The 20,171-nt window shown below is 39.7% G+C and carries 18 protein-coding genes; 8 read left to right on the top strand and 10 right to left on the bottom strand.

Going from position 1 to position 20,171, the window contains the following annotated elements; genetic code table 11:
• Positions 1-81 precede the first annotated feature (81 nt).
• The 5 genes from BS34_RS0111115 to BS34_RS12750 all read right to left on the bottom strand — a co-directional run bounded on the left by BS34_RS0111115 (position 82) and on the right by BS34_RS12750 (position 5,406).
• Positions 82-1,125 (bottom strand): COX15/CtaA family protein, encoded by a 1,044-nt coding sequence (locus BS34_RS0111115; protein WP_051640871.1) that lies wholly within the window; start codon positions 1,123-1,125, stop codon positions 82-84.
• The gene (locus tag BS34_RS0111110; RefSeq protein ID WP_029408582.1) at positions 1,100-2,206 is read right to left on the bottom strand and encodes a PepSY-associated TM helix domain-containing protein; all 1,107 of its coding nucleotides are present in this window, start codon (positions 2,204-2,206) and stop codon (positions 1,100-1,102) included. Before BS34_RS0111110 ends, BS34_RS0111115 begins: the two co-directional genes overlap by 26 nt.
• Positions 2,207-2,216: 10 nt before the next feature.
• Positions 2,217-3,317: a heme o synthase gene (cyoE, locus tag BS34_RS0111105; RefSeq protein ID WP_233993209.1), complete on the bottom strand. Its 1,101-nt coding sequence runs from the start codon at positions 3,315-3,317 to the stop codon at positions 2,217-2,219.
• A gap of 284 nt (positions 3,318-3,601) precedes the next feature.
• Entirely contained in the window at positions 3,602-4,948 is a 1,347-nt protein-coding gene (locus BS34_RS0111100) for an NAD(P)/FAD-dependent oxidoreductase (RefSeq protein WP_029408580.1), read from the bottom strand.
• Between the two features lie 5 nt (positions 4,949-4,953).
• Positions 4,954-5,406, bottom strand: coding sequence for a c-type cytochrome (locus BS34_RS12750; RefSeq protein WP_051640870.1), 453 nt, complete (start codon positions 5,404-5,406; stop codon positions 4,954-4,956).
• A 678-nt stretch (positions 5,407-6,084) separates the two neighbouring features.
• On the opposite strand from BS34_RS12750, the gene BS34_RS13060 reads away from it, so the two are divergent.
• From BS34_RS13060 to BS34_RS0111055, 8 genes are all read left to right on the top strand, one after another.
• On the top strand, positions 6,085-6,237 hold the full coding sequence (locus BS34_RS13060) for a hypothetical protein (RefSeq protein ID WP_029408578.1): 153 nt from the start codon (positions 6,085-6,087) through the stop codon (positions 6,235-6,237).
• 24 nt (positions 6,238-6,261) lie between these two features.
• Positions 6,262-6,792: a cupredoxin domain-containing protein gene (locus tag BS34_RS0111085; RefSeq protein WP_051640869.1), complete on the top strand. Its 531-nt coding sequence runs from the start codon at positions 6,262-6,264 to the stop codon at positions 6,790-6,792.
• 2 nt (positions 6,793-6,794) lie between these two features.
• On the top strand, positions 6,795-8,471 hold the full coding sequence (locus BS34_RS0111080; protein WP_051640868.1) for a cbb3-type cytochrome c oxidase subunit I: 1,677 nt from the start codon (positions 6,795-6,797) through the stop codon (positions 8,469-8,471).
• A 4-nt stretch (positions 8,472-8,475) separates the two neighbouring features.
• Positions 8,476-9,207, top strand: a complete 732-nt coding sequence (locus tag BS34_RS0111075; protein WP_038126717.1) for a c-type cytochrome — start codon at positions 8,476-8,478, stop codon at positions 9,205-9,207.
• 136 nt (positions 9,208-9,343) lie between these two features.
• Positions 9,344-12,010: a heavy metal translocating P-type ATPase gene (locus tag BS34_RS0111070; protein ID WP_051640867.1), complete on the top strand. Its 2,667-nt coding sequence runs from the start codon at positions 9,344-9,346 to the stop codon at positions 12,008-12,010.
• Positions 12,000-12,692: an SCO family protein gene (locus BS34_RS0111065; protein ID WP_029408573.1), complete on the top strand. Its 693-nt coding sequence runs from the start codon at positions 12,000-12,002 to the stop codon at positions 12,690-12,692. The genes BS34_RS0111070 and BS34_RS0111065 overlap by 11 nt, the downstream gene beginning before the upstream one ends.
• A gap of 53 nt (positions 12,693-12,745) precedes the next feature.
• Positions 12,746-13,201 carry a copper chaperone PCu(A)C gene (locus tag BS34_RS0111060; RefSeq protein ID WP_051640866.1) on the top strand — a complete coding sequence of 152 codons (456 nt, stop codon included), beginning with the start codon at positions 12,746-12,748 and terminating at the stop codon, positions 13,199-13,201.
• 41 nt (positions 13,202-13,242) lie between these two features.
• Positions 13,243-13,752 carry a hypothetical protein gene (locus tag BS34_RS0111055; protein ID WP_158661014.1) on the top strand — a complete coding sequence of 170 codons (510 nt, stop codon included), beginning with the start codon at positions 13,243-13,245 and terminating at the stop codon, positions 13,750-13,752.
• Positions 13,753-13,825: 73 nt separating this feature from the next.
• On the opposite strand, the gene BS34_RS0111050 is transcribed toward BS34_RS0111055, so the two are convergent.
• The 5 genes from BS34_RS0111050 to BS34_RS0111030 form a co-directional block, all read right to left on the bottom strand.
• Entirely contained in the window at positions 13,826-14,464 is a 639-nt protein-coding gene (locus tag BS34_RS0111050; RefSeq protein ID WP_029408570.1) for a chorismate--pyruvate lyase family protein, read from the bottom strand.
• A 29-nt stretch (positions 14,465-14,493) separates the two neighbouring features.
• Positions 14,494-16,566 (bottom strand): ATP-dependent DNA helicase RecG, encoded by a 2,073-nt coding sequence (recG, locus tag BS34_RS0111045; protein WP_029408569.1) that lies wholly within the window; start codon positions 16,564-16,566, stop codon positions 14,494-14,496.
• Positions 16,567-16,708: 142 nt separating this feature from the next.
• Complete coding sequence (locus tag BS34_RS12745; RefSeq protein WP_051640865.1) at positions 16,709-17,734, bottom strand: HD-GYP domain-containing protein; 1,026 nt, start codon at positions 17,732-17,734, stop codon at positions 16,709-16,711.
• Positions 17,734-18,231, bottom strand: coding sequence for a Rab family GTPase (locus BS34_RS0111035; RefSeq protein ID WP_029408567.1), 498 nt, complete (start codon positions 18,229-18,231; stop codon positions 17,734-17,736). The genes BS34_RS12745 and BS34_RS0111035 overlap by 1 nt, the downstream gene beginning before the upstream one ends.
• Positions 18,228-20,171: an OmpA family protein gene (locus tag BS34_RS0111030; protein WP_038126715.1), complete on the bottom strand. Its 1,944-nt coding sequence runs from the start codon at positions 20,169-20,171 to the stop codon at positions 18,228-18,230. The genes BS34_RS0111035 and BS34_RS0111030 overlap by 4 nt, the downstream gene beginning before the upstream one ends.

The following is a 20,171-nucleotide window of genomic DNA, read 5'->3' as shown; positions in this document are numbered from 1 at the left end:
CCTATCAACTTTCCTACTTTCGTGTTTTCGTGATTAATTTTTTAAAAATAAAGAATCAATCACAAAATAAAGATATCAAAATTATTGAGCCACTATGTAAGGTGAGGGTTTATTGGAATAATAAAGTGAAGATAATACAAATATCTGAAAACTAAAGGTTATTGATGCCATTAATAAGTGCATAGGTTGAAGAAGATGCGGCAAATTAAATTTGTATAAAATCAAACCAATCATAAATGTGATTATCACACTCGCCATTAAGCCATAAGCAATCAATTTAACCCTAGGTTTTTGACAAGCTTTTAATGTTTTTAGCGCTAAAAATAGATTAGTCCCTAATACCAAGATAGCATTAGTGATATGAATATTTATAATTGAACCTAATTGATCTATCCATCCTTCTCTTTGGTAATACTGCGTTGAGAGTGCGGCAATTTGATCCACTTGCTCTCGGACTTGCGTGCCTAACACGACCTGAATCAATGTGATAAAAATAGCGATATAAAGTAACGGTTTAATCTGTGTAATGGTTTCAGAATCTATTGTGATGAGATGCCGTTGCGAGCTTGTTAATGCCAGAACTAAGACGCCCACTAGAAATAAAGACATCAACATGTGTGTCGTAATGATTGCGGGGTGTAAATTAGAGCTAACCACAACCGCACCTAACCATCCATTAAAGCCCACCAACAAAAAGGCTGCGATGGATAGCTTCCACACAATTTTATCTTTTTTACGATAGGGCCAAGCGAAGAGTAAGGTTAGAAAAATTAAGAAGCCTATTGTTGTCCCAGTTAAACGGTTTAGATATTCTACCCAGGTTTTAAATGGGTCAAAATCGACTTCGGCATAACCCCTGTTGGCATATATTTCTTTATAGTCTGCAGGCAGTTCACTTACACTGGTTGGCGGCACCATTTGGCCAAAACACGTTGGCCAATCGGGACAGCCCATGCCCGCATCTAAAGCTCTAACCATTGAACCAACCCAGATTAAAAACAACACGGCCAGTATTGTAATAAGAGCCATTCTTCGGTAGCGACGAGATTGCTTTTTTTCTTTATGAAGTAACGCGTCTAATTCAGTGTTACTTAAATGATTAGGGTCTGTTGGGTTTTCTAACATGACTCGTTTTCCTTATTAAAAATAGATTAAAACCTGACCAAAGCATCCAGATTAACAGAAGGGATGCCCACATCCAAAGCATACGACCGATTAATCCAAAAACCTCTCCTGAATGCAATCCCCATAACCATCCATGTGTGTTCGTAGATAAGTTGTTTATTGTAGTGATAGGGCTTTTTTGATTCATTTGAACTTGGTTATTTAAAATAGGTAAAGCCCATCGGGTTTGAAAGACGACACCATAATCTTCATTGGATTGACATACGGCCTCTATTGCAGATTGACCTTGCCAAATGCTATTCAATTTTAACTTAGCAATTCCTTGTTCTTTAGGGCAAAGCGAGACATTATTTTTGGTTTCTAACGGGCGTAAAGGCAAAGGAAGTGTCAAGTTGCTAATGGCTGAGAGGGTATTTTTAGTAATGGGTGAATGTGATTTTAAAAGAGTCGGTTTTAAATCATTCGCGTTTAAGGCAATCCGGGCAGAAAAACCATTAGACCAAACACTGATTAGAAGGGCGCTTATTGTGATAATGCCCCAAATACCAAAAAAAATAATGCCCACTTTCGCGTGCAGGAGTTTCGGTTTTTTTAAAAAGTTGGGTAAACCTGACAAAATTAAAACCATTAAACCCACAGAGGAGATAACAAAAAGCCAATGCATCCAAACGGGCGACCAAAGGTCATAATGCCATTGAGTGAGAAAAGACGTTAATGTTTCATTAGCGGGTCTTTTTCCCAATAGTTTGCCAGAGTATGGATTGAAAAAGGCTTGAATCAGCTGGTTTTCTGCATTGATATAATCAACTCGTGTTGTATCAAACGGGGTTCTTGCAGGAAACAAGGTTTCTAATCTGGTCTGATTATCAGCAGGTAATGCTTGCCAAATATGCGTCATCAATTGATCTAAAGAAAGCGCATTTTTCCCTGGGCTAGGTGCGCAGTTACGCAAGTCTGGGTTGAATGCACGATCAATTTCATTGGAAAAAGAAAGGCCAGCTCCACTGATAGCCAATGAGAGCAAGGGGATAGCAAAACAAAAGGCGAATGCCAAATGTAGTTGGCGCCATTTCAATTTCATTAGCCGCTCTTTACCCTAAATGTTTGACTAAAACAAAAGGAGGTTGAACATCATTACTCGCTACAGATTGGCTAATGGGTAATAGATTTGGAAGCTTAGGTTGATGATCTATAAAATGATCGCCTAAGAGAGAGGCAAAAATCAGCATTAAATAGATAATGGAATAAGCGAATAATTTAATATCCGCTTTGGCATCTTGATTAAAATAAAGACGATAAACATAAAAAGCAAAGAGTACATTTAAACCAAGTGCCGATAAAAAATAAGCTAGACCACTCATACCAATAAAAGCAGGCAACAACGTAATCAAGAACATTAAGACCGTATAAAAAACAATTCTATTTTTTGTATATGGAATCCCATGTGTCACCGGTAGCATTGGGTAGGGGGTTTTTCGATATTCTTCTACGCGGTAAATTGCCAAGGGCCAAAAATGTGGTGGGGTCCACAAGAAAATGATTAAAAATAAGACGATGGCTTCAATAGAAACTTGCCCCGTCATCGCAACCCAGCCCAAAAGAGGCGGCATTGCACCCGCCGCCCCGCCCCAAACAATATTCATAGGGGTTGTGTGTTTTAAAAAAACGGTATAGACAAATGCATAGCCAAACATAGATATTAATGTCAGCAGGGCGGTTAGAAAATTGGTTTGCCAAAGTAAAATAGCTTCCCCTGAGACTAACCATGTTATCGCCACAAAAATCGCAAATAAAATACTGACTCGCCCCGTTGGGAGAGGACGACCTTCGGTACGAGCCATTTTTTCGTCTACTTTATGGTCAATAATGTGGTTAACTGCCGCCCCAGAGGCAGAAACTAAACCGATACCTAGAGTCGCCCAAGCCATCTGAACCACATTTTGAAGTGTCAAGGGTTCTGATAAAGCTAAAATCATGCCTACCACGGCGGTAAACATGATGAGGTAGACTACTTTTGGTTTACCTAGTTCATATACTGCGCGTATTCTAGAAATAACTTCTTGATTTTTAGAAAGGTTTTGTTCTTCCATTTCTAAAGAATTTTCTATCGTTTCATTATTAGATTCAAGTTTCTCTGTATCTAAAGGGTGAGCATTGGATGGTGAGTCGTGACTATGTATGCGAGATGCCATGGAATGCCTCAAACCTATATTGTATTAAAATGCGTTTAAGTATTTGGATGTTTTCAGCTAAGCTTGCTAGACGCGGTCAATTAAAATTAGTGAAATTTTAGTCGTTGAACGACAAGTGGATAACGATGACTAACCTCTTTAAAAACGTTTAGCATATAGTTAGTATATAGCTATTCAAAGCAACATGATAAGCGTTTTAGATGAGTCCCTTGGTCTTTTAAAGGCTTTATTTGGTTAGTCACCTATTAATTTTCAGAATTCTTCTAGGCATTCTTTTAGTTTGGTTAACTAAAGATGTCTTTACGGAATGAACGCTGCCAATTTTCAGCTACTTTTTGAAGAATGACCTGGCGAGCAGGGTCATTTGTGGCGCCAGGAATATTGTAACGTTCTTCTAAACGTTTACCGTCACCGGCAAAACGGAAGGTTTCTGTTAGAACCATTCCAAAGTCTTTGCTTGCCATGGCAACACAGTCATTAATGATAAACGGATTCGCAATTTCGCGACCATGTAATTCATCATTAATCGCTTGTACTACCACTTTAGCTTGGTTGCTTGCAATATATCCTGTTTTAGGCATTGGATCACCATCAATAGAGTCACCAATGACATGCACATCCGTGAATTTTGTTGATGTGAAATCACGGAAATTAACAGGACACCAGTCTCCCTCAGCTAAGTCATTTTGTAATGCAAATTGACCAGCTTTTTCAGGAGGGATGATGTTAATAACATCTCCTTTATGAACGGTACCATTTGCTGTGATGACAGAATGATTTGTGGCGTCTAATTTAATAACGTCACCGCCGTCAGATTTTGATACCCATTCAATCATGCTATTGTTTGTGCCGTAACCAAAATGCTCTTTCCAATAATAAGGATAAACATTTTCAAAAATAAAGCTGTCTTTAGAATCCAAGATAACAACTTTACCTGTGGGATTGTGCTCTTTAAGCATGGTTAAAATAAACGATGCACGCTCATAAGGTGCAGGAGGACAGCGGTAAGGATCTTTTGGTGAAGAAATGAGAACAGTTCCACCTTGCTTCATTGACAGTACCTGCTCACGAAGTTTTAGGGTTTGAGCACCTGCGTGCCAAGCCGATGGAAATTCTCCTTCCGCCAAGGATTTATTGAATCCATCAATCGCTTCATAGTCTAATGTTGGGCCTGGTGAAACTATCAATTTGTCATAGGAGATGACCTCTCCTTTCGCGGTTTTAACGCGCTTATTGGTATAATCGATGTCCGTTGCTTTGTCTTGCACGACATTAACGCTATAGCGTGTTTTCAGAGTGGTATATGTTACCGTTAATTCTTCTAACGTTTCCCATCCTGGTAACACTTCATTACTGCCAGGGCAGAAAATATATTGGGTATTTGGCTCAATAACGGTGATCTTGACGTCTGCATTTAGCAGTCTCATATATTTTGCAGCCGCCGCACCACCGATACCACCACCTATTATTACGATGTGTGCGGCATTTTTTGAAAAAGCCCTACTTGATGCGCCCCAAAAACCTAATCCAGCAAGTCCAGCAGTAGTGTTTTTTAAAAAATGACGACGTGATAATCCAGATTTTTTTTGAGAAGAATTTAAAACCTGTTGAGTGAATTTAGTATTTGACATCTTGTTTACTCCTTCCCTTTTTCAGCAACTGGATTAACAACGTCATCACGCCAGTTTTCTTTGGTCCATTGAACGGGTTTTTGTGCGGCAAAATAATCCGCCATTAATTCGATTTCTTTATCCGTTAAGGGTTTAGTGACAATTCCCATCACAACAAAGTTATTGTTATCTTCTTTTTTATATTTTTGCATTATAGAGATGAATTTTTCACGATTGATGCCCGCTATAGGAGGAATGATTTCATTAAACTCGGCGCCATATGTGCCATGGCACCCAGAACAAGTGTTGGCTAAATTCCAAGCTGTTGCCGGGTATTTTTCTGCCAAAGCATGACTTTCGTCTAGCGAAATACCTCCAGTCATGGATGCGTAAGGACTTGAATCTGCTAAAGTTAGACCACTGTGAAGTCCGGAGATAATAAATACAGCCAATGCAAATGGGAAAATATATCTTTTCATCTTTATTCCTCATAAATTAGATGTACCTTTAAAAAGGCACGTAATTTGACCATATTTGTATAAACTAAATCTCTAGAAATTAATTGATTTAACAAAACAACAAATCATGGTACTGAATTTTATACTACAAATATCGTTTGGGTAGACATAAAATTCTCAGTAAATAATATATTAATGTAATTATTAAAACATTTTTTTGTTAATTAATAATGAATTAATAATGAATTAATTGTCGAATCTGTAGTTTTTTAAAAACAAAATTATAAAATTAATTTTTTTAAAAATAAAATGCGTTGGTTTGCCAGGTATTTGTTAGAATTAAGGAATGATTACTAAAGCATTGCTTAATAATTACTAGAATTTTATAAGACTATCCTATGTCTGCTCAATGGAGAAAAATTCATTGTTGAAAGTTTGAGATGGTTTATCAAGACTTTTAATTTAGGCTTTTAATTATTTTAAAGTAAGTGTGTTTTTATATAAAAAGGAAGTGATAAACATAAGTGAGTTAAAAAAATCTTTTTGAGCGTTCTGTATGTACATTAATCTTGTGCAACGTTTTGTTTCAGTTCCTAGGCTCCTTGATATCATTTTTATGAATAAGGGGATTAGAGAGTTAAAAGAGTCGTTTAACTTGTTTTGGTTTTCTTCCTTTGTGGAAATTAGGAGATTTGTAATATGGATCAATTAACCGATGAAGAGAAAAAGAAGATTTTAGAATCTTCACCCCGTGGTACCTGGGCTATTCTTGCGATTTATGCCGTGCTGTTTGTCGCTGGTTGGCTTTATTTTTGGTTTGGTCTTTATATTCCACGTGGCTTAACCCATTAAAGAAGATTGTTAGGAGTCAGTAAAATGTCTATACATATTGACCCTCTTGAGAAACGTTGGATTAGCGTTATTGGGGGGATTTTAATTATTACCTGGGCAGTTATTGTCTATTATGCGGCTGTCGATGATGTGAGCCCGCCTAGTAACGTTGAGGTGATTGATTCTTCTAAACTTCATCTGGCTAGTGGTGTTGGCGGTGGCGAGTTTATGGAAAAAAACTTGGGTGTTAAACAAGATGCTCAAGGAAATATAACGGTAACAATGGTTGCGGCACGTTATGGCTTTTATCCATTGCATGTAGACGTACCTGTTAATACTCCCATTAAATTCCGTATGGCCAGTTTTGATGTGTTGCATGGTGTGCTTGCGCCATTCAGTAACTTAAACGTGATGATCGTTCCTGGCTATGTTTCAGAAATTACCACAAATTTTACCAAGGAAGGGGATTTTCCTCTTATTTGTCATGAATATTGTGGACAAGGACATGCTTACATGTACGGTATGATTCATATTGTTCCTAAGGATCAATTTAAACCAAAAATGGGAGTTAAATAACCATGGCAATCTCTCAAAATACGGCAAATGAAATTTCAACGGATACGGTTAATACCGGTAATAAATTAGCGTTTTGGAACTTTTTCGTCGCCTTTGCGGCATTTGCTTTAGCGCTTCCTATGGGGGCTTATCAAGTACTAGAGCGTAGTGGGCTTTTTCCAGCGATTGATAACGCAGCCGTCTATTATGCTTCAACCTCCTCGCACGGGGTGTTGATGGCTTATGTACTTAGTACCTTTTTTATTATGGGCTTTGGTTATCATACGGCAATTCACTCTTTAAAAATGAAACTATGGTCTCCAAAATTTGCGTGGACAGGCTTTGGTGTTGCGACATTTGGTGTTGCTTTAGCCGCGGTTCCGCTTTTGACTGGTAACGCCTCAGTTTTATATACGTTTTATCCACCTGAAATGGCGCATGCTACATTCTATATTGGGGCGGCATTGTTAGTTGTTGGCTCATGGTTCTGGGCGGTCGATATGATTGTCCAAATGGTGCTTTGGAAAAAACAAAACCCAGGTAAGCCTGTTCCCGTCATTATGTTTGGTACCGTAATGAACGCATTACTTTGGTTATGGACCTCTGCATGGGTGGCTTCAGAAGTTGTTTTTCAATTAATCCCTGCTGCGCTTGGATTTAATGACACTTTAGACCCTGGTTTAGCGCGAACCCTTTTCTCTGGAACTTTGCACGCGATTGTTTATTTTTGGTTATTCCCTGCTTATTTAGTCATGTATTCAATCCTGCCCAAAGAAGCGGGTGGAAAATTATTTTCTGATGAGATGGCGCGTGTTGCTTTTGTCATGTTGTTTATCTTCTCAGTGCCGATTGGTTTTCACCATTTGTATATGGATCCAATGCAAGCAGATGGCTGGAAATTATTGCACATGTTCGGGACTTTCTTGGTTGCAGCCCCGACACTATTGACAGGTTTTACAGTGATTGCCTCAATGGAAATTGCAGGCAGATTACGCGGCGGTAAAGGTTTATTTGGTTGGATTAAAGCAATGGATTGCAAAAATCCAGTTGTTTTAGCGGGTTGTTTATCATTACTTATGCTGACTGTTGGTGGTTGGGGTGGTGTGATCAACGCTTCATATGCTTTAGATAGCTTAATCCACAATACACAATGGATTCCAGGTCATTTTCACCTGATTTATGGTGGAACAACGGTCATTATGTATTTTGCAGCCGCCTATTGGTTATGGCCTAAAATTACAGGTCGTCACCTTTTCTCACCTAGAATGGCTCGAGTTCAGTTATGGGCATGGTTTATCGGCATGTGGGTGACAACCATACCTTGGCATTATTTAGGTATTATTGGACAACCTCGCCGAGTTGATACTTTGCAGGCTTATCAACAAGCGCCAGAGTTAGTGGCTTCTTGGGACTTTTCAATGTTGATTATGAATGCAGGGGCCCTAACATTGCTGTTTTCTGGCTTACTGTTTGTGTATTTATTGATTCGCTCAACCATGTCAGGGCGTGTTGCAGATGGCGCTGAGCGTGAGGTTGAATACGCTGAAGCGATTCATCAGCCTTTCAAAGTGCCAAACTTACTCAATAGCCTGACTTTTTGGAACTGGGCAATGTTCTTTTATCTTATCGCTAGTTATGGTTATCCCGTGTTGCAGTTTTTCTTAATCGGCACGCCTGAATCTATTTTGTGGGGAGAGTAATTTGATGTTTACACTAACAAAAAAGCCCCAACTGTTTTTGACGACAGCCCTTTTATTCAGTGCTACGTTTGCTTATGGATCGGAAAAGACAGCGGATTCTTCTCAAGGACCCTCTTCAAATGTCGCTTGGGATATCGAACAAATTAGATTTGTACGAAACGGCGACCCTAAAAAGGGTGCAGAGCTTAATAAAACCATGTTATGTATGACATGTCATGGTGAAAAAGGGTTTTCGACAGGACGAAACTGGCCTCATTTAGCTGGGCAGCAAGCAAATTACACCTTTAAAATGTTGAAAGACTATAAAGATGAAAAACGCGTTGAAACCACTTCTTCAAGTGTGATGGTTTCTTTGTCCAAAAAACTGAGTGATCAGGATATGGCGGATTTATCACAGTATTACGCTTCTTTTCCTCTTCCAAGTAGTCCAAAAGTCGAAAATTTTGCCTCTGCAGAGATGCAAAAAAATATTAAAAATCTGTTGGAAAGAGGGGATGGTAAGCGCATGATTGCACCCTGCTTATCTTGCCATGGCTGGAAAGCAGAAGGTGGTAAAACGGATATGCCGGCTCTAGCAGGCCAACATCCTTCTTATTTCCGCAAAACGATGGAAGATTATAGATCAGGTAAACGTCATAACGATATTTATGGTCGTATGCGCTATATTTCTGAAGCCTTAACAAATGAAGAAATTAACGCCATGGCACAATACTTTGCCAATATGAATGGTGAATAACCTGATTTCTGTTTTTCTTTTCAATGTCTAATCATATAAGAGTAGCTTTTTAGCTACTCTTTTACTTTCAATAGATTGTAATATTTATTGTTGTCACTTTATTTAACCTTTTAATTGAATTATTGAGTATCTGAATATGGTGATGACGACCTCTCAAGATGATGACCTTTCTAAAAGTGACACAACCTCATCTACGGTTATTGCCTCTCAGGCTGATGACCTTTCTGACTCTACTGACGCTTCTATTTGTTATCAATGTGGCTTGCCCAATAATCCCAATTTAGACATAAGTTACCCTGTTTTAGGGAAAGAACGTTATTTCTGTTGTTATGGTTGCCATGCGGTCGCTAAAACAATTGTAGAAAGTGGGATGGAAAGCTATTACCAACACCGAGAAACCGTTGATGGCAGCCAAGGACCCACAGAGGGCTTACCTGAGTTTTTAAAGAACCTAACGGTATACGATAATCTTGAAGTTCAGCAGAGTTTTGTTCGCGCTAAAAAAGATGGCTTGCAAGAAGCTTATCTCATATTAGAAGACATTCGATGTGCTGCCTGTGTTTGGTTGAATGAACAGCAGTTACGCGCCCTTGAAGGGGTTGTGGATGTCAATATGGATTACACCTCCCATCAAGCAAGAGTGGTTTGGGATCCTGATGTTATTGCGCTTTCAGAGATATTAAAAACAATCGCTTCAATCGGCTATAAAGCCCATCCCTTTGACCCTACACAGCGTGAAAAATTGATTGAGGAACAAAAAAGAAAAAGTGTTTCTAAAATATTATTTTCTGTTTTATTAGGGATGGAAGTCATGGCACATGCCATCGCAACCTATTGGATGGGGGGGATTAAAGAGGATGGTAATTTAGCCTTATGGGAAATTATAGGGCGCTATACCGATTTAATTGTTGTGACCGTCATGTTGGGCTATTCTGGTGCTGACTTTTATCAGTCGGCATGGAGAGATCTGAAAAATAAGCAGTTGGGTATGGATATCCCCATCGTGTTAGGTTTAACAACGGCTTACGTCGGCAGTGTTATCGCCACATTTACCCAACAGCATGACGTTTATTTCGATTCTATCGCCATGTTTATTGTCCTGATTTTAATTGCACGTTATTTTGAGCTAAATGGACGCATTATTGCCGGGAATTCTTTAGATAGGTTGCTAAAGATTATTCCAAAAAAAGTGACGCGAGAGGGCGTAGATGGTGTTGAAACGGTTTTAGTGACCGAGCTGAATGTAGGCGATTGTATTCTGATTAATCCAGGAGAAACGGTGCCAGTCGATGGTATATTGTATGAAGGATATAGTAGTTTTGATGAATCACTTCTCACGGGTGAAGTAATGCCTGTCCTTCGTCGTGTTGGCGATCAAATTATCAGTGGCAGCTGCAATGTGGATCAACCTGTTAAGATTAAGGTTGAGCGTAACAGTAATAAATCCACTCTAAATGACATTAAAACCCTGCTTGATAAGGGGATAGAGTCAAAACCTATTTATGCTATTTTGGCGCAGCAAGCGGCTAAATGGTTTGTATTAGCGGTGTTAATAATTGCATCCACAACAATGATAGTTTGGTGGCAAATAGACCCTGAACGCGTTCTACCCGTTGTGGTGTCTGTTCTCATTATTACCTGTCCCTGTGCCTTGGCTTTAGCGACGCCCGTAGCACTTTCATTAAGTTCAGGGTACTTTGCGCGTTTAGGCATTTTGCCTATGAGGATGGCAGCGATTGAAGAGCTAACCAGTGCAGATACCATTGTCTTTGATAAAACAGGCACTTTAACCTTAGGTAAACCTGTCTTAAAAGAAGCATGGCAACCCTCAAGTGATGGCGGTTTTTTAGAGGCCAAAACACAGAATGATTTTGGTTATCTTTGTGCGATTGCTGCCAGTTTAGAATGGCATTCTGAGCATCCCATCGCGCAAGCAGTTAAAAATATAGATATCGATTTACATACTAAATCACAAACCAATTCACAAACCAATTTACATAGAGGGAATACACATCAAAATACAGATCATAATACAGCGCCTTTTAAAGTTGAAAAGCGGGTGAATCTGCCCGGAGAGGGAATTAAAGGTGAAATTGATGGTAACACCTGGCGTATTGGTAAGTTAGATTTTTGCGGAGAATCGATTGACAGTTTAGGTTCTCAGCAGCAAGAAATCATTAACGCTGCACGCAATCAAGGCCATATTGTGATTGGGCTCGCTAAAGAAAATAGCCTAAAATTATTGTTTGTTTTAGAAGATGCGCTAAGGCCAAAAGTCACGGAAACGCTAGCCGCACTAAAAAAACAAGGCATGGATAAAATAATCATTCTAAGTGGTGATCATCCTGATTCCGTAAAGCAAATTGCAAGCAAACTCGGGATTAAAGAGTATCATGGACACCAAACGCCAGAAGGCAAATTAAACTGGATTCAAGCGCATCAAAAGAAAGGGCATAAAATTATTATGGTTGGAGATGGGATTAATGATGCCCCCACATTAGCCGCCGCAAATGTCTCAATTTCCTTTGCGGAAGCCACTGAACTCGCCCAAATAAACAGTGATTTTGTTTTGTTGTCGCAACAACTGGATCGTTTACCTGAAATGCGCAATATTGCCATACGAACGCGTCGAATTATATTACAGAATTTAACCTGGGCAATTGGCTATAATTTTACAGCGGTCCCATTTGCTGCATTGGGGTTAATTCCGCCATGGGGCGCCGCTCTAGGGATGTCTTTAAGCTCTTTTATTGTTATATCTAATTCATTACGGTTAAAAGTGGGAGAAAAAAATGTCAAGTAACAAGAATGATTTGGAAAACATTGAAAATTCAAATGAGGCGCCTCGTTTTACAAAAGCGCTGTTTACCATTTTATTTCTTGCAACCAGTCTAACGATCGGTATTCAAGTTTTTCAATTTTTAACCAAAACAGATAAGCCGATTGATCCGCATTTGTATTTTGCTATGCCGGACCAGAAACCCTTGCCAGGCGTCACATTAGAAATGGCGGGAAAAGGAAATATCTCTACTCAAGATTTTAAAGGCAAGTGGCATTTACTTTATTTCGGCTATACATTTTGCCCTGATGTCTGTCCGGTAGAGTTAACCGCACTCCATGATATGTATGCGCAATTAGAGACTAAAATAGTCAAAGAAAAACTGCCCCAAGTGGTGTTTATTTCCATTGATCCAAAGCGTGACAGCCCTAAAAGAGCGATGGAATATGCCCATTATTTTGATCCCAATTTTATTGGTATAACCGGTAAGCCAGATCAGTTGACTGAGCTTGGCGATCCTTTAGGAATAGCTTGGTTTAAAGAAAAAAATACAAATATACTAGCAGAAGCATCTGATAAGAATTATCTTATCTCTCACTCTACAACCATTTTAATGGTCAACCCAGAAGGAAAAGTGGTAGGTTTTTTCCCAGCCCCGCATGATTCTTCTAAAATGGCAGAAGCCTATAGTCAATTAATTAATTAATCAGTAATAGCTCTTTAGACCAACAATCAAAAGATGCAAAAGAAGGAAATCTTATGAAAAAAATAGTTACTTTATCAACGCTGTTCTTAGGGCTTTCTCTGGTGATGTTTTCGCCATTAAGCATGGCCGATCAATCAGATGATATTGTTGTTGAAATGCCGTGGGTCGGCGCACCACCGCCAGGCGCACTTGCCTTAGGGGCCTTTGCGGTTTTAAAAAACCCAACGGATGAAGCGATTGTCATACAACAAGCAAAAGCCAGTGGGTTTGACAGTGTTCAGCTGCATGAAAGCATTAACAAAAATAATATGCATCGCATGGTTGAGATAAAGGAATTACGCGTTCCTGCCAAAGGCCAAGTGGCATTGAAACATGGTAGTTATCATATTATGTTAATGGGCGTTCATCACCAACCCAAACCAGGCGATAGCTTGCCAATCACATTAGTGTTTAGTGACCATTCGCACAAAACCATCGAGTTTAAAGTGAGTAAAGGCATGCACCACTGATGTTATTTTTTTTAAAAGAATTAAGGATGAACCTTAAGGAAATGAAAAACAAACGGCTCTCGTTGCTTTGGCAGTTAGCTTTAGTTTTTTCATTTATATGGTTAACCGGTTGCGGCAAGCCTGCCGTTGAACCGACGCCGGCATCACCTACGATAAATCAATATTTTAGTGCTTTACATAGTGGAGATGAATCACAGCTAAAACAAACCTACTTCGAACCCTTAAGCTGGCGTAAAAGCGGAAAATTGATTAAATCATTTCGTCAAGTTCATAAGGATATTGAAGCGGGAAATTTAAAGCTGACGGTAGAACAAATAAAACAAAATGGGCGATGGGCATTGGCCGTTGTTAATGTCCAAAAACCTTCAGAAGATTCAGACACCGCTTTTGAGAGTCAATATGAGCCCTATTGGTTTTTTTATTATGATGAACATTGGCAGTATATTTCACCATCCTTAGCGCATACCGGGCCTGTAAGAGCAATGATGGATTTGTATCGAGAACAGACAAAATTAGAGTTATGGTTTGCTCAAACTTATTTAAATAAATAAAACTAAAACAGACCTTTGCATAAGTCGATGAATGTATATTAAAGGCTATAGTTCTTGGATCTAATTAAGTAGCTTAAATTGCATGATCTGCCAAAGGATCTACCAGGCCTGGTAGAAAGACTTCGGTCAGTAATAATGGGGCGTTTTGTTGCTTAAAAATAGATCTTCTGGCAAAGCCGGGAAGTTTTTCCGCATTTTTTTCACTTAAGTGTTCAGTTAAGTAGGGCCAAAAAGCTAAGGTATCTTTAGAAAATTCAAACCCTGAACGCTGAATGCTTGGCAGTTCAAATAAAATTTCACCCAAAGGTTTATTACCTAAATTTTGTAGGTTGTGCCATGGATTTTGAGCGGTTAGATTGGGGATAATGGTGCGCGCATATACCCAATTTTTTTGGTCACATTTTAGTAGTACACAGCGTACCCAAACTTCTTCATCTCTATCAATTCCCAATTTTTGAGCTTCATAAAGTAGCGGGAGTTCAAATTTTTCTGATAATACAACTACATATAGATTAGGGCATAAAACTCGCAATTTTGCGGTTAGTGAAGTTGGCGTTGTAAGCCAGGATTGAATTTTTTTAGACGGGGATATTCGGCATAATAACCCAGAAGGCTTCCAAAATTGTGGCTTTATGGAGGAATTGGCTTTTTGCTTTTCTTGCATTAGTGCTTTAATTTTTGCAAGCCTATTTAAAGGGGGGGTAGATGCCATAAGAAACCTAGAAATTCACTTTTATTGTTTTATGCATGTTGATACTCTATCTTTTCTCCAACCCAGCGAGCTTGAAGTTTTTCTACGATTTTAGCATCTTCTTTTACCAAGATTTGCGCCCAATGCTGCGCGGTTGGAATCCATTGACTGTCACGTTTGAGGTCTGCAATACGAAATTGTAAACCTCCGGTTTGTTTAGTTCCAAGGATTTCTCCAGGGCCTCGAATTTTTAAATCTTCCTCGGCAATTCTAAACCCATCCGTGGTATCACGCATAATATTTAAACGTGCTTTTCCAGTTTCCGAAAGAGGAGCTTGATAGAGCAATACGCAATGACTTTGTAGGTCACCACGTCCCACTCGACCTCGTAATTGGTGAAGCTGAGCTAAACCTAGCCGTTCTGCATTTTCTATAATCATTAAGCTTGAATTAGGCACGTTGACACCTACTTCTATTACCGTGGTGGCGACTAATAAATCTAATTCATGATTTTTAAAGGCATTCATGACGGCGGCTTTTTGTTCACCTTTTAAGCGACCATGAACCAACCCCACTCTTAAGTCAGGCCAATAATCGGTAAACTGGGTGGCGGTAACTTCTGCAGCTTGTGCATGTAATAACTCTGATTCTTCTATTAAAGGACAGACCCAATAAGCTTGAATGCCTTGTTTACATTTTGCGTAGAGGTGTTCCATTACCGAGGCGCGTTTTTCATTACTTAAAACCGCGGTTTCAATTGGTTTTCTTCCTGGTGGAAGCTCATCAATAACGGATAAATCCAAATCGCCATAAGCCGTCATGGCTAAGGTTCGTGGAATCGGAGTGGCAGTCATAACCAGTTGATGAGGATGAATCTCTTGGTTTTGACCTTTTTCATGCAGAGCTAAGCGTTGATGAACCCCAAAACGATGTTGTTCATCAATGACAACCAGGCCGAGTTGGTTAAAGATAACGCTATCTTGAAACAGAGCGTGGGTACCAATAACAACTTTGGCTTCTCCTGATTCAATTTGTGCTAATTGAAATCGTTTCTCAGCCGTTTTCATTCGTCCGTTTAATGCAGCAACTTTAATGTTAAGCGGCTCTAACCATTCTAAGAATGCATTTAAATGCTGTTCAGCTAATATTTCTGTAGGTGCCATTACCGCTACCTGGTAGCCAGCATCAGCAGCTTGTATTGCCGCTAAGGCGGCAATAACCGTTTTACCTGAACCCACATCTCCTTGCACTAAACGTTGCATTGGGTGAGGTAGGGTTAAGTCTTTTTGTATCTCTTGTAAAACTCGTTGTTGGGCTTGAGTGAGTGTAAAAGGGAGGCTAGCTAAAAGGGCATTACAAGCTTGGCTATGAGGCAAGGCAGGTGCGGAGCGTTTTTGCTCAGTTTGTCTTAATAGCTGTAAGCCAGCTTGTTGACTGATTAATTCTTCAACAATAAGGCGTTGTTGTGCGGGGTGGGAAAATTGTTTGATTTTCTCTAAGTCATCCTCTGGCTGAGGTTGATGCAGGGTTAATATTGCACTATTAAGGTCAGGCAGTTGGAGTTCATTTAATAAGCGTTGAGGTAATAGCTCTTGCAAAGGATGTTGCTTAAATAGGGTAATAGCTTGTTGAATTAGTTTAAGTAAAGATGCTTGGCCTAAGCCTTCAGTAGTGGGATAGGTTGGTGTTAGGGTGCTCTCAAGTTCAGGAGGGTTGTTTGGAGTAATGAATTGGTAGCTTGGGTGTACCATTTCAAGACCATTAGGGCCTGAACGCAGTTCACCAAACACGCGTAAATTTTTACCTCGTGTAAACTGTTGAGCCTGACGATAATGAAAATGAAAAAAACGTAAGGTAAGAATGGTGCCTTCTTGAGACTGTATTTTAACCAGTAAACTGTTTCTTTTACCGCGCGTTAAGGCTTGAGAAAAAATTTCACCATCAATTAACACCTCACTGCCAATGCGAGCCATTTCTATTGCGGTAACTTTGGTTTTATCTTGATATCGAAGGGGTAAGTGAAACAGTAAATCTTCAACGACAAAAAGCCCCAGTTTTTGGAGCTTTTCAAGTTGCTTAGGACCAACGCCTTTTAGGTTGTTGAGCGAGTATTCAGATAGCATAATTCAATCTTAATTAGAGGAATAGAATTTTATCAAAATCCAACAGGCCTGGTACGGTACTTTAATTGAGAGGTGAATTTAAATGGGCATGGCGTGATGATAGCCCTATTTATAGAGACGGGATTTGAATGGGTATGGGTGTTTATTGGACCTCACTTCTAATCCGACGTATTTCTGGAAGAATTGAGAGGAAGGTATCAAATACATTGGGATCAAAATGAAGGCCTCTATTTTCCGTCATATGTTGCAAGACAAAATCTTCTGAGAAAGGTTTTTTATAAGGACGTGCACTTAACATCGCATCGTATACATCGACAATCGCCACAATTCTAGCCTCGATTGGAATTTGCTCACCTTTTAAGTTGTTGGGGTAGCCAGTGCCATCCCACTTTTCGTGGTGATTCATGGCGATAGAGTATCCCATGTTTAACAGTGGAATATCGGTACCTTTAAGCATTTTGGCACCGAGTTCAGCATGCGTACGCATCTGTTTGAGTTCGTCTGGTTCAAATGAACCAGGTTTAAGCAAAATATGATCTGGGATGGCAATTTTACCAATATCATGCATCGAAGCGGCAATTTGAATATTTTCTAGAATATCTTGATTGAGGTTGAGCGCGGTTGCGATGGCTTTTGAATAAAGCCCTATGCGCTGAATGTGCGCACCGGTTTCTTCATCTCGGTAATCAGCAGCCGCCAATAATCGCAAAGCAATTTGTTCTTCGCGGTGTTTTAACATTGCATTTCGTTTTATAAGTTCTTTTTCGAGCTTTTCAGCGGTCAACAGATTATCGCGTGCAATTTGTAACGTGTTGCTTAACTCAAGGTAGGTTTCACCCAAGTTCTTAATTAAAATAAAGTGTTTTCGTGAAAAGTTAAGTGCTAAGGCTTCCAATGCGAGTTCTTGACCTTGGTACATTTCCACCCACGGGCCTGAATTAATGCATCCCTCTTTACCTTGTTTCCAATGCTCTTTTGCATCAATTAAAAAATTACTCAAAAAGGGTAAATGTTTATCAATGTGGTATTTATCCATCAAGCTGGAGGCAGAGAATAGGTATTCAAACCATTCTGTTTCTGGCGTGACTCTAACTAAATTGTCATCCGGTTGACACTCAAGCAGGACCGCACTTATTTCATATAAAAGGGTTTCAGAAATACTTTGCATTACGGTTTTACCATTTGTTGTGCTAAATCTGTGAAAAGTTGGTCAACAGATTCTCCTGTTAAGGCACTGGTTTTGTGTATGCTCCAGCTTTTACAATGTAAGTGATCAATATGACTCTGCTTAACTTCCCATTCTCCGATTAGGTCATGCTTATTTATGGCAAGCACAAACGGAAGTCTTCCAAAATCCGCATCAATGTGCTCTTGAATATCAACGATTTTAGTTAAGGTCTCTGCTCGGGTTCCGTCAGCCACATAAATAAAACCCGATGCTCCGCGAAGGTAAGGTAAGCGAATTTCGGTATAGTCATCTTCACCCGCTAAATCCCAAATCATCAACTTGATGGGGCCCTCTTCGAGCTCGAGTACTTTTTTATCAATTTTGACGCCCACGGTCGTTAGATATTTTTCAGTAAAAATACTTTCTACAAATTGACGGATAAGACTGGTCTTTCCAACAGAAAAAGCACCGATAAGACAGATTTTTTTTTGAATCATGAGTTGGGAGCTACCTTAACCTTTATTGTGACATGACGTATATTACTGGAATTTAATTCTATAGATTTTACCGCAGTAGAGGTTAAGCGGGTAGAAAATTTTATATTGGCGTTTTGAATTAGCGATTTTATCTCTGTTAAAACGGCATCGGCACGCTTCTGTGCGAGTTGTTGATTTAACTTTAGAGTGCCATTACCATTGTCAATGTTAGCAATGACGACGAGCTCGGCATGCTGATTTAATTGCTTAGTCGATTGCACAATGGCGTTTAACGCCGGTTTTAAGTCAGTCAACATCTGCTTACTTTCACTGCTTAATTGAGTCTTATTAATAGAAAAATAAACTTCAAAGCTCTCCACTTTGTTAATCGCCTCTTGGAGAGCCGCTTCGGCTAGGTGTTGAGCTTGTAACTTTTGTAAACGCATTTGTTCGGCTTTTAAGTCAGTGAAGGTTAAGGCAGAGTGCTCAATCTCAAACACCCCTTGAATTGAATAAAGCTTTGCTTGGTTGCTTTGTAACCATTCGTGGGTAGTCTGGCCATGAAGAGAAAGTACGCCATTTGTATACTGATAATTAACGCCTTGTGGCAACTTAAGATGACGTTTAATTCTCTTCTCAATGACGTCAGGCTCTAGTGAAATGAAGGGCTTGAACTGCCATTGAATAGCCTCAATTTGGAGGACTTCGCTATCTATTAACTTATGCTGGCTAACGTAGTTTTTTACATCACCGATTAAAGGATCTGCCAAGCCTTGTAGGTTATTTTTTTCGGCATGGGTAATGATAATCCCGGGCTGTTGATTGAGGGACGTTATCAGGCTTGACCAGGCCTGTTGACTTTGAAAGTTAAGCCAAGTTTTGTAACTGGCATACCCCAGTAAAGACAATAAGATAAGGATTATAATTATCCAGCGTAGGATGGGTTTTTTACGCGGACGCTTCTTACAAATTAATAGGCTTTCAAGGTCTTCGATTGCCGAATCAAAGGCTTGGGTATCTCCGTTGAAACTTTCAAATTCATCATGCAAATCATAATGCAGCGACTCAAGTCGTTGTTGTAAATCAAGTCGAATAGACGCCGGTGGTTTTCCCAAAATAGCGGCAACAATCGAAGCTTTAGGCCCTTTTTCAAGAATAAGGGTAAAGTCTCCCAGTTTCAGCTCGCTTAGGTAGTTACCCTCACTAATATTAAAAGCGTCGGTCACAAAGTCTTGAACCGCACTTAGCATGCCAGAGACCATGTCGCCATCTTTGTGCAGACTTTCTGGTGAGGTCAGGTGCTTGAGTAAAATTCCAGTTTCTTGGTGAATTAAGAACACCTGGTCTACCTGAAAGTCCAGACTGCGCAAAAGAGCCACTTCAGCATAACTTTTGCCGGTTCTTTGAGCCTCTATCCGCCATCGTAGAGCTTGAATGGAAAAGCTTTGATCAACTAGTTGGTTAATGCTTTTGAGCATGTCACTCAGCGATTCAGAGATTGATTTGCGAATCATTGGTCCAATAATGGGAAACAATGAATCAATTAAGGGCTGAGGATTTTTAGTGACAGAACGGTGTAACCCTTTCTCGATTTGAGGCGCTAAAATCTCAGCTAAACGGGTGCTATTTTTATTAAGCTCCTCAAATGCCAGAGGTAAAGCCTGGGCCAGTTTTTTTGGGTCTTGCTGATGTTGTTCAAGCCACGCGAGTAGGGTTTGTAGCTTTTGATAATCCTCAATAAGAAGTAATTGACGTAACGCTTCCTTTGGAAACAGGAGCTGACGTAATTTTTCTAACTCAGGATCATCTAGTTTTTCAATTGTTGGAGCGGGGGCGTCGAGCACCGCCAACTCAGCGTCATTAAAAAGGAGTGCCTTAAGTTGTTTAACTTGCTTATCTGACAGGCTTTTTAGTTTCGGCTCAATTGAAGCGTTAGAGGATGGCGTTTGGCTCATGCTCAT

Source organism: Thiomicrorhabdus sp. Milos-T2, assembly GCF_000702325.1.
Lineage (GTDB): Bacteria > Pseudomonadota > Gammaproteobacteria > Thiomicrospirales > Thiomicrospiraceae > Thiomicrorhabdus.
The sequence above is the reverse complement of the archived record's forward strand: the minus strand, read 5'-3'. Positions and strand labels throughout refer to the sequence as shown.

Coding starts and splice junctions, on each gene's coding strand:
- BS34_RS0111080 (WP_051640868.1), top strand. CDS start 6,795: ATGGCAATCTCTCAAAATACGGCAAATGAAATTTCAACGGATACGGTT.
- BS34_RS0111030 (WP_038126715.1), bottom strand. CDS start 20,171: ATGAGCATGAGCCAAACGCCATCCTCTAACGCTTCAATTGAGCCGAAA.
- BS34_RS0111065 (WP_029408573.1), top strand. CDS start 12,000: ATGTCAAGTAACAAGAATGATTTGGAAAACATTGAAAATTCAAATGAG.
- cyoE (WP_233993209.1), bottom strand. CDS start 3,317: ATGGCATCTCGCATACATAGTCACGACTCACCATCCAATGCTCACCCT.
- BS34_RS0111100 (WP_029408580.1), bottom strand. CDS start 4,948: ATGTCAAATACTAAATTCACTCAACAGGTTTTAAATTCTTCTCAAAAA.
- BS34_RS0111070 (WP_051640867.1), top strand. CDS start 9,344: ATGGTGATGACGACCTCTCAAGATGATGACCTTTCTAAAAGTGACACA.
- BS34_RS0111085 (WP_051640869.1), top strand. CDS start 6,262: ATGTCTATACATATTGACCCTCTTGAGAAACGTTGGATTAGCGTTATT.
- BS34_RS12745 (WP_051640865.1), bottom strand. CDS start 17,734: ATGCAAAGTATTTCTGAAACCCTTTTATATGAAATAAGTGCGGTCCTG.
- BS34_RS13060 (WP_029408578.1), top strand. CDS start 6,085: ATGGATCAATTAACCGATGAAGAGAAAAAGAAGATTTTAGAATCTTCA.
- BS34_RS12750 (WP_051640870.1), bottom strand. CDS start 5,406: ATGAAAAGATATATTTTCCCATTTGCATTGGCTGTATTTATTATCTCC.
- BS34_RS0111035 (WP_029408567.1), bottom strand. CDS start 18,231: ATGATTCAAAAAAAAATCTGTCTTATCGGTGCTTTTTCTGTTGGAAAG.
- BS34_RS0111055 (WP_158661014.1), top strand. CDS start 13,243: ATGAAAAACAAACGGCTCTCGTTGCTTTGGCAGTTAGCTTTAGTTTTT.
- BS34_RS0111110 (WP_029408582.1), bottom strand. CDS start 2,206: ATGAAATTGAAATGGCGCCAACTACATTTGGCATTCGCCTTTTGTTTT.
- BS34_RS0111115 (WP_051640871.1), bottom strand. CDS start 1,125: ATGTTAGAAAACCCAACAGACCCTAATCATTTAAGTAACACTGAATTA.
- BS34_RS0111050 (WP_029408570.1), bottom strand. CDS start 14,464: ATGGCATCTACCCCCCCTTTAAATAGGCTTGCAAAAATTAAAGCACTA.
- BS34_RS0111075 (WP_038126717.1), top strand. CDS start 8,476: ATGTTTACACTAACAAAAAAGCCCCAACTGTTTTTGACGACAGCCCTT.
- BS34_RS0111060 (WP_051640866.1), top strand. CDS start 12,746: ATGAAAAAAATAGTTACTTTATCAACGCTGTTCTTAGGGCTTTCTCTG.
- recG (WP_029408569.1), bottom strand. CDS start 16,566: ATGCTATCTGAATACTCGCTCAACAACCTAAAAGGCGTTGGTCCTAAG.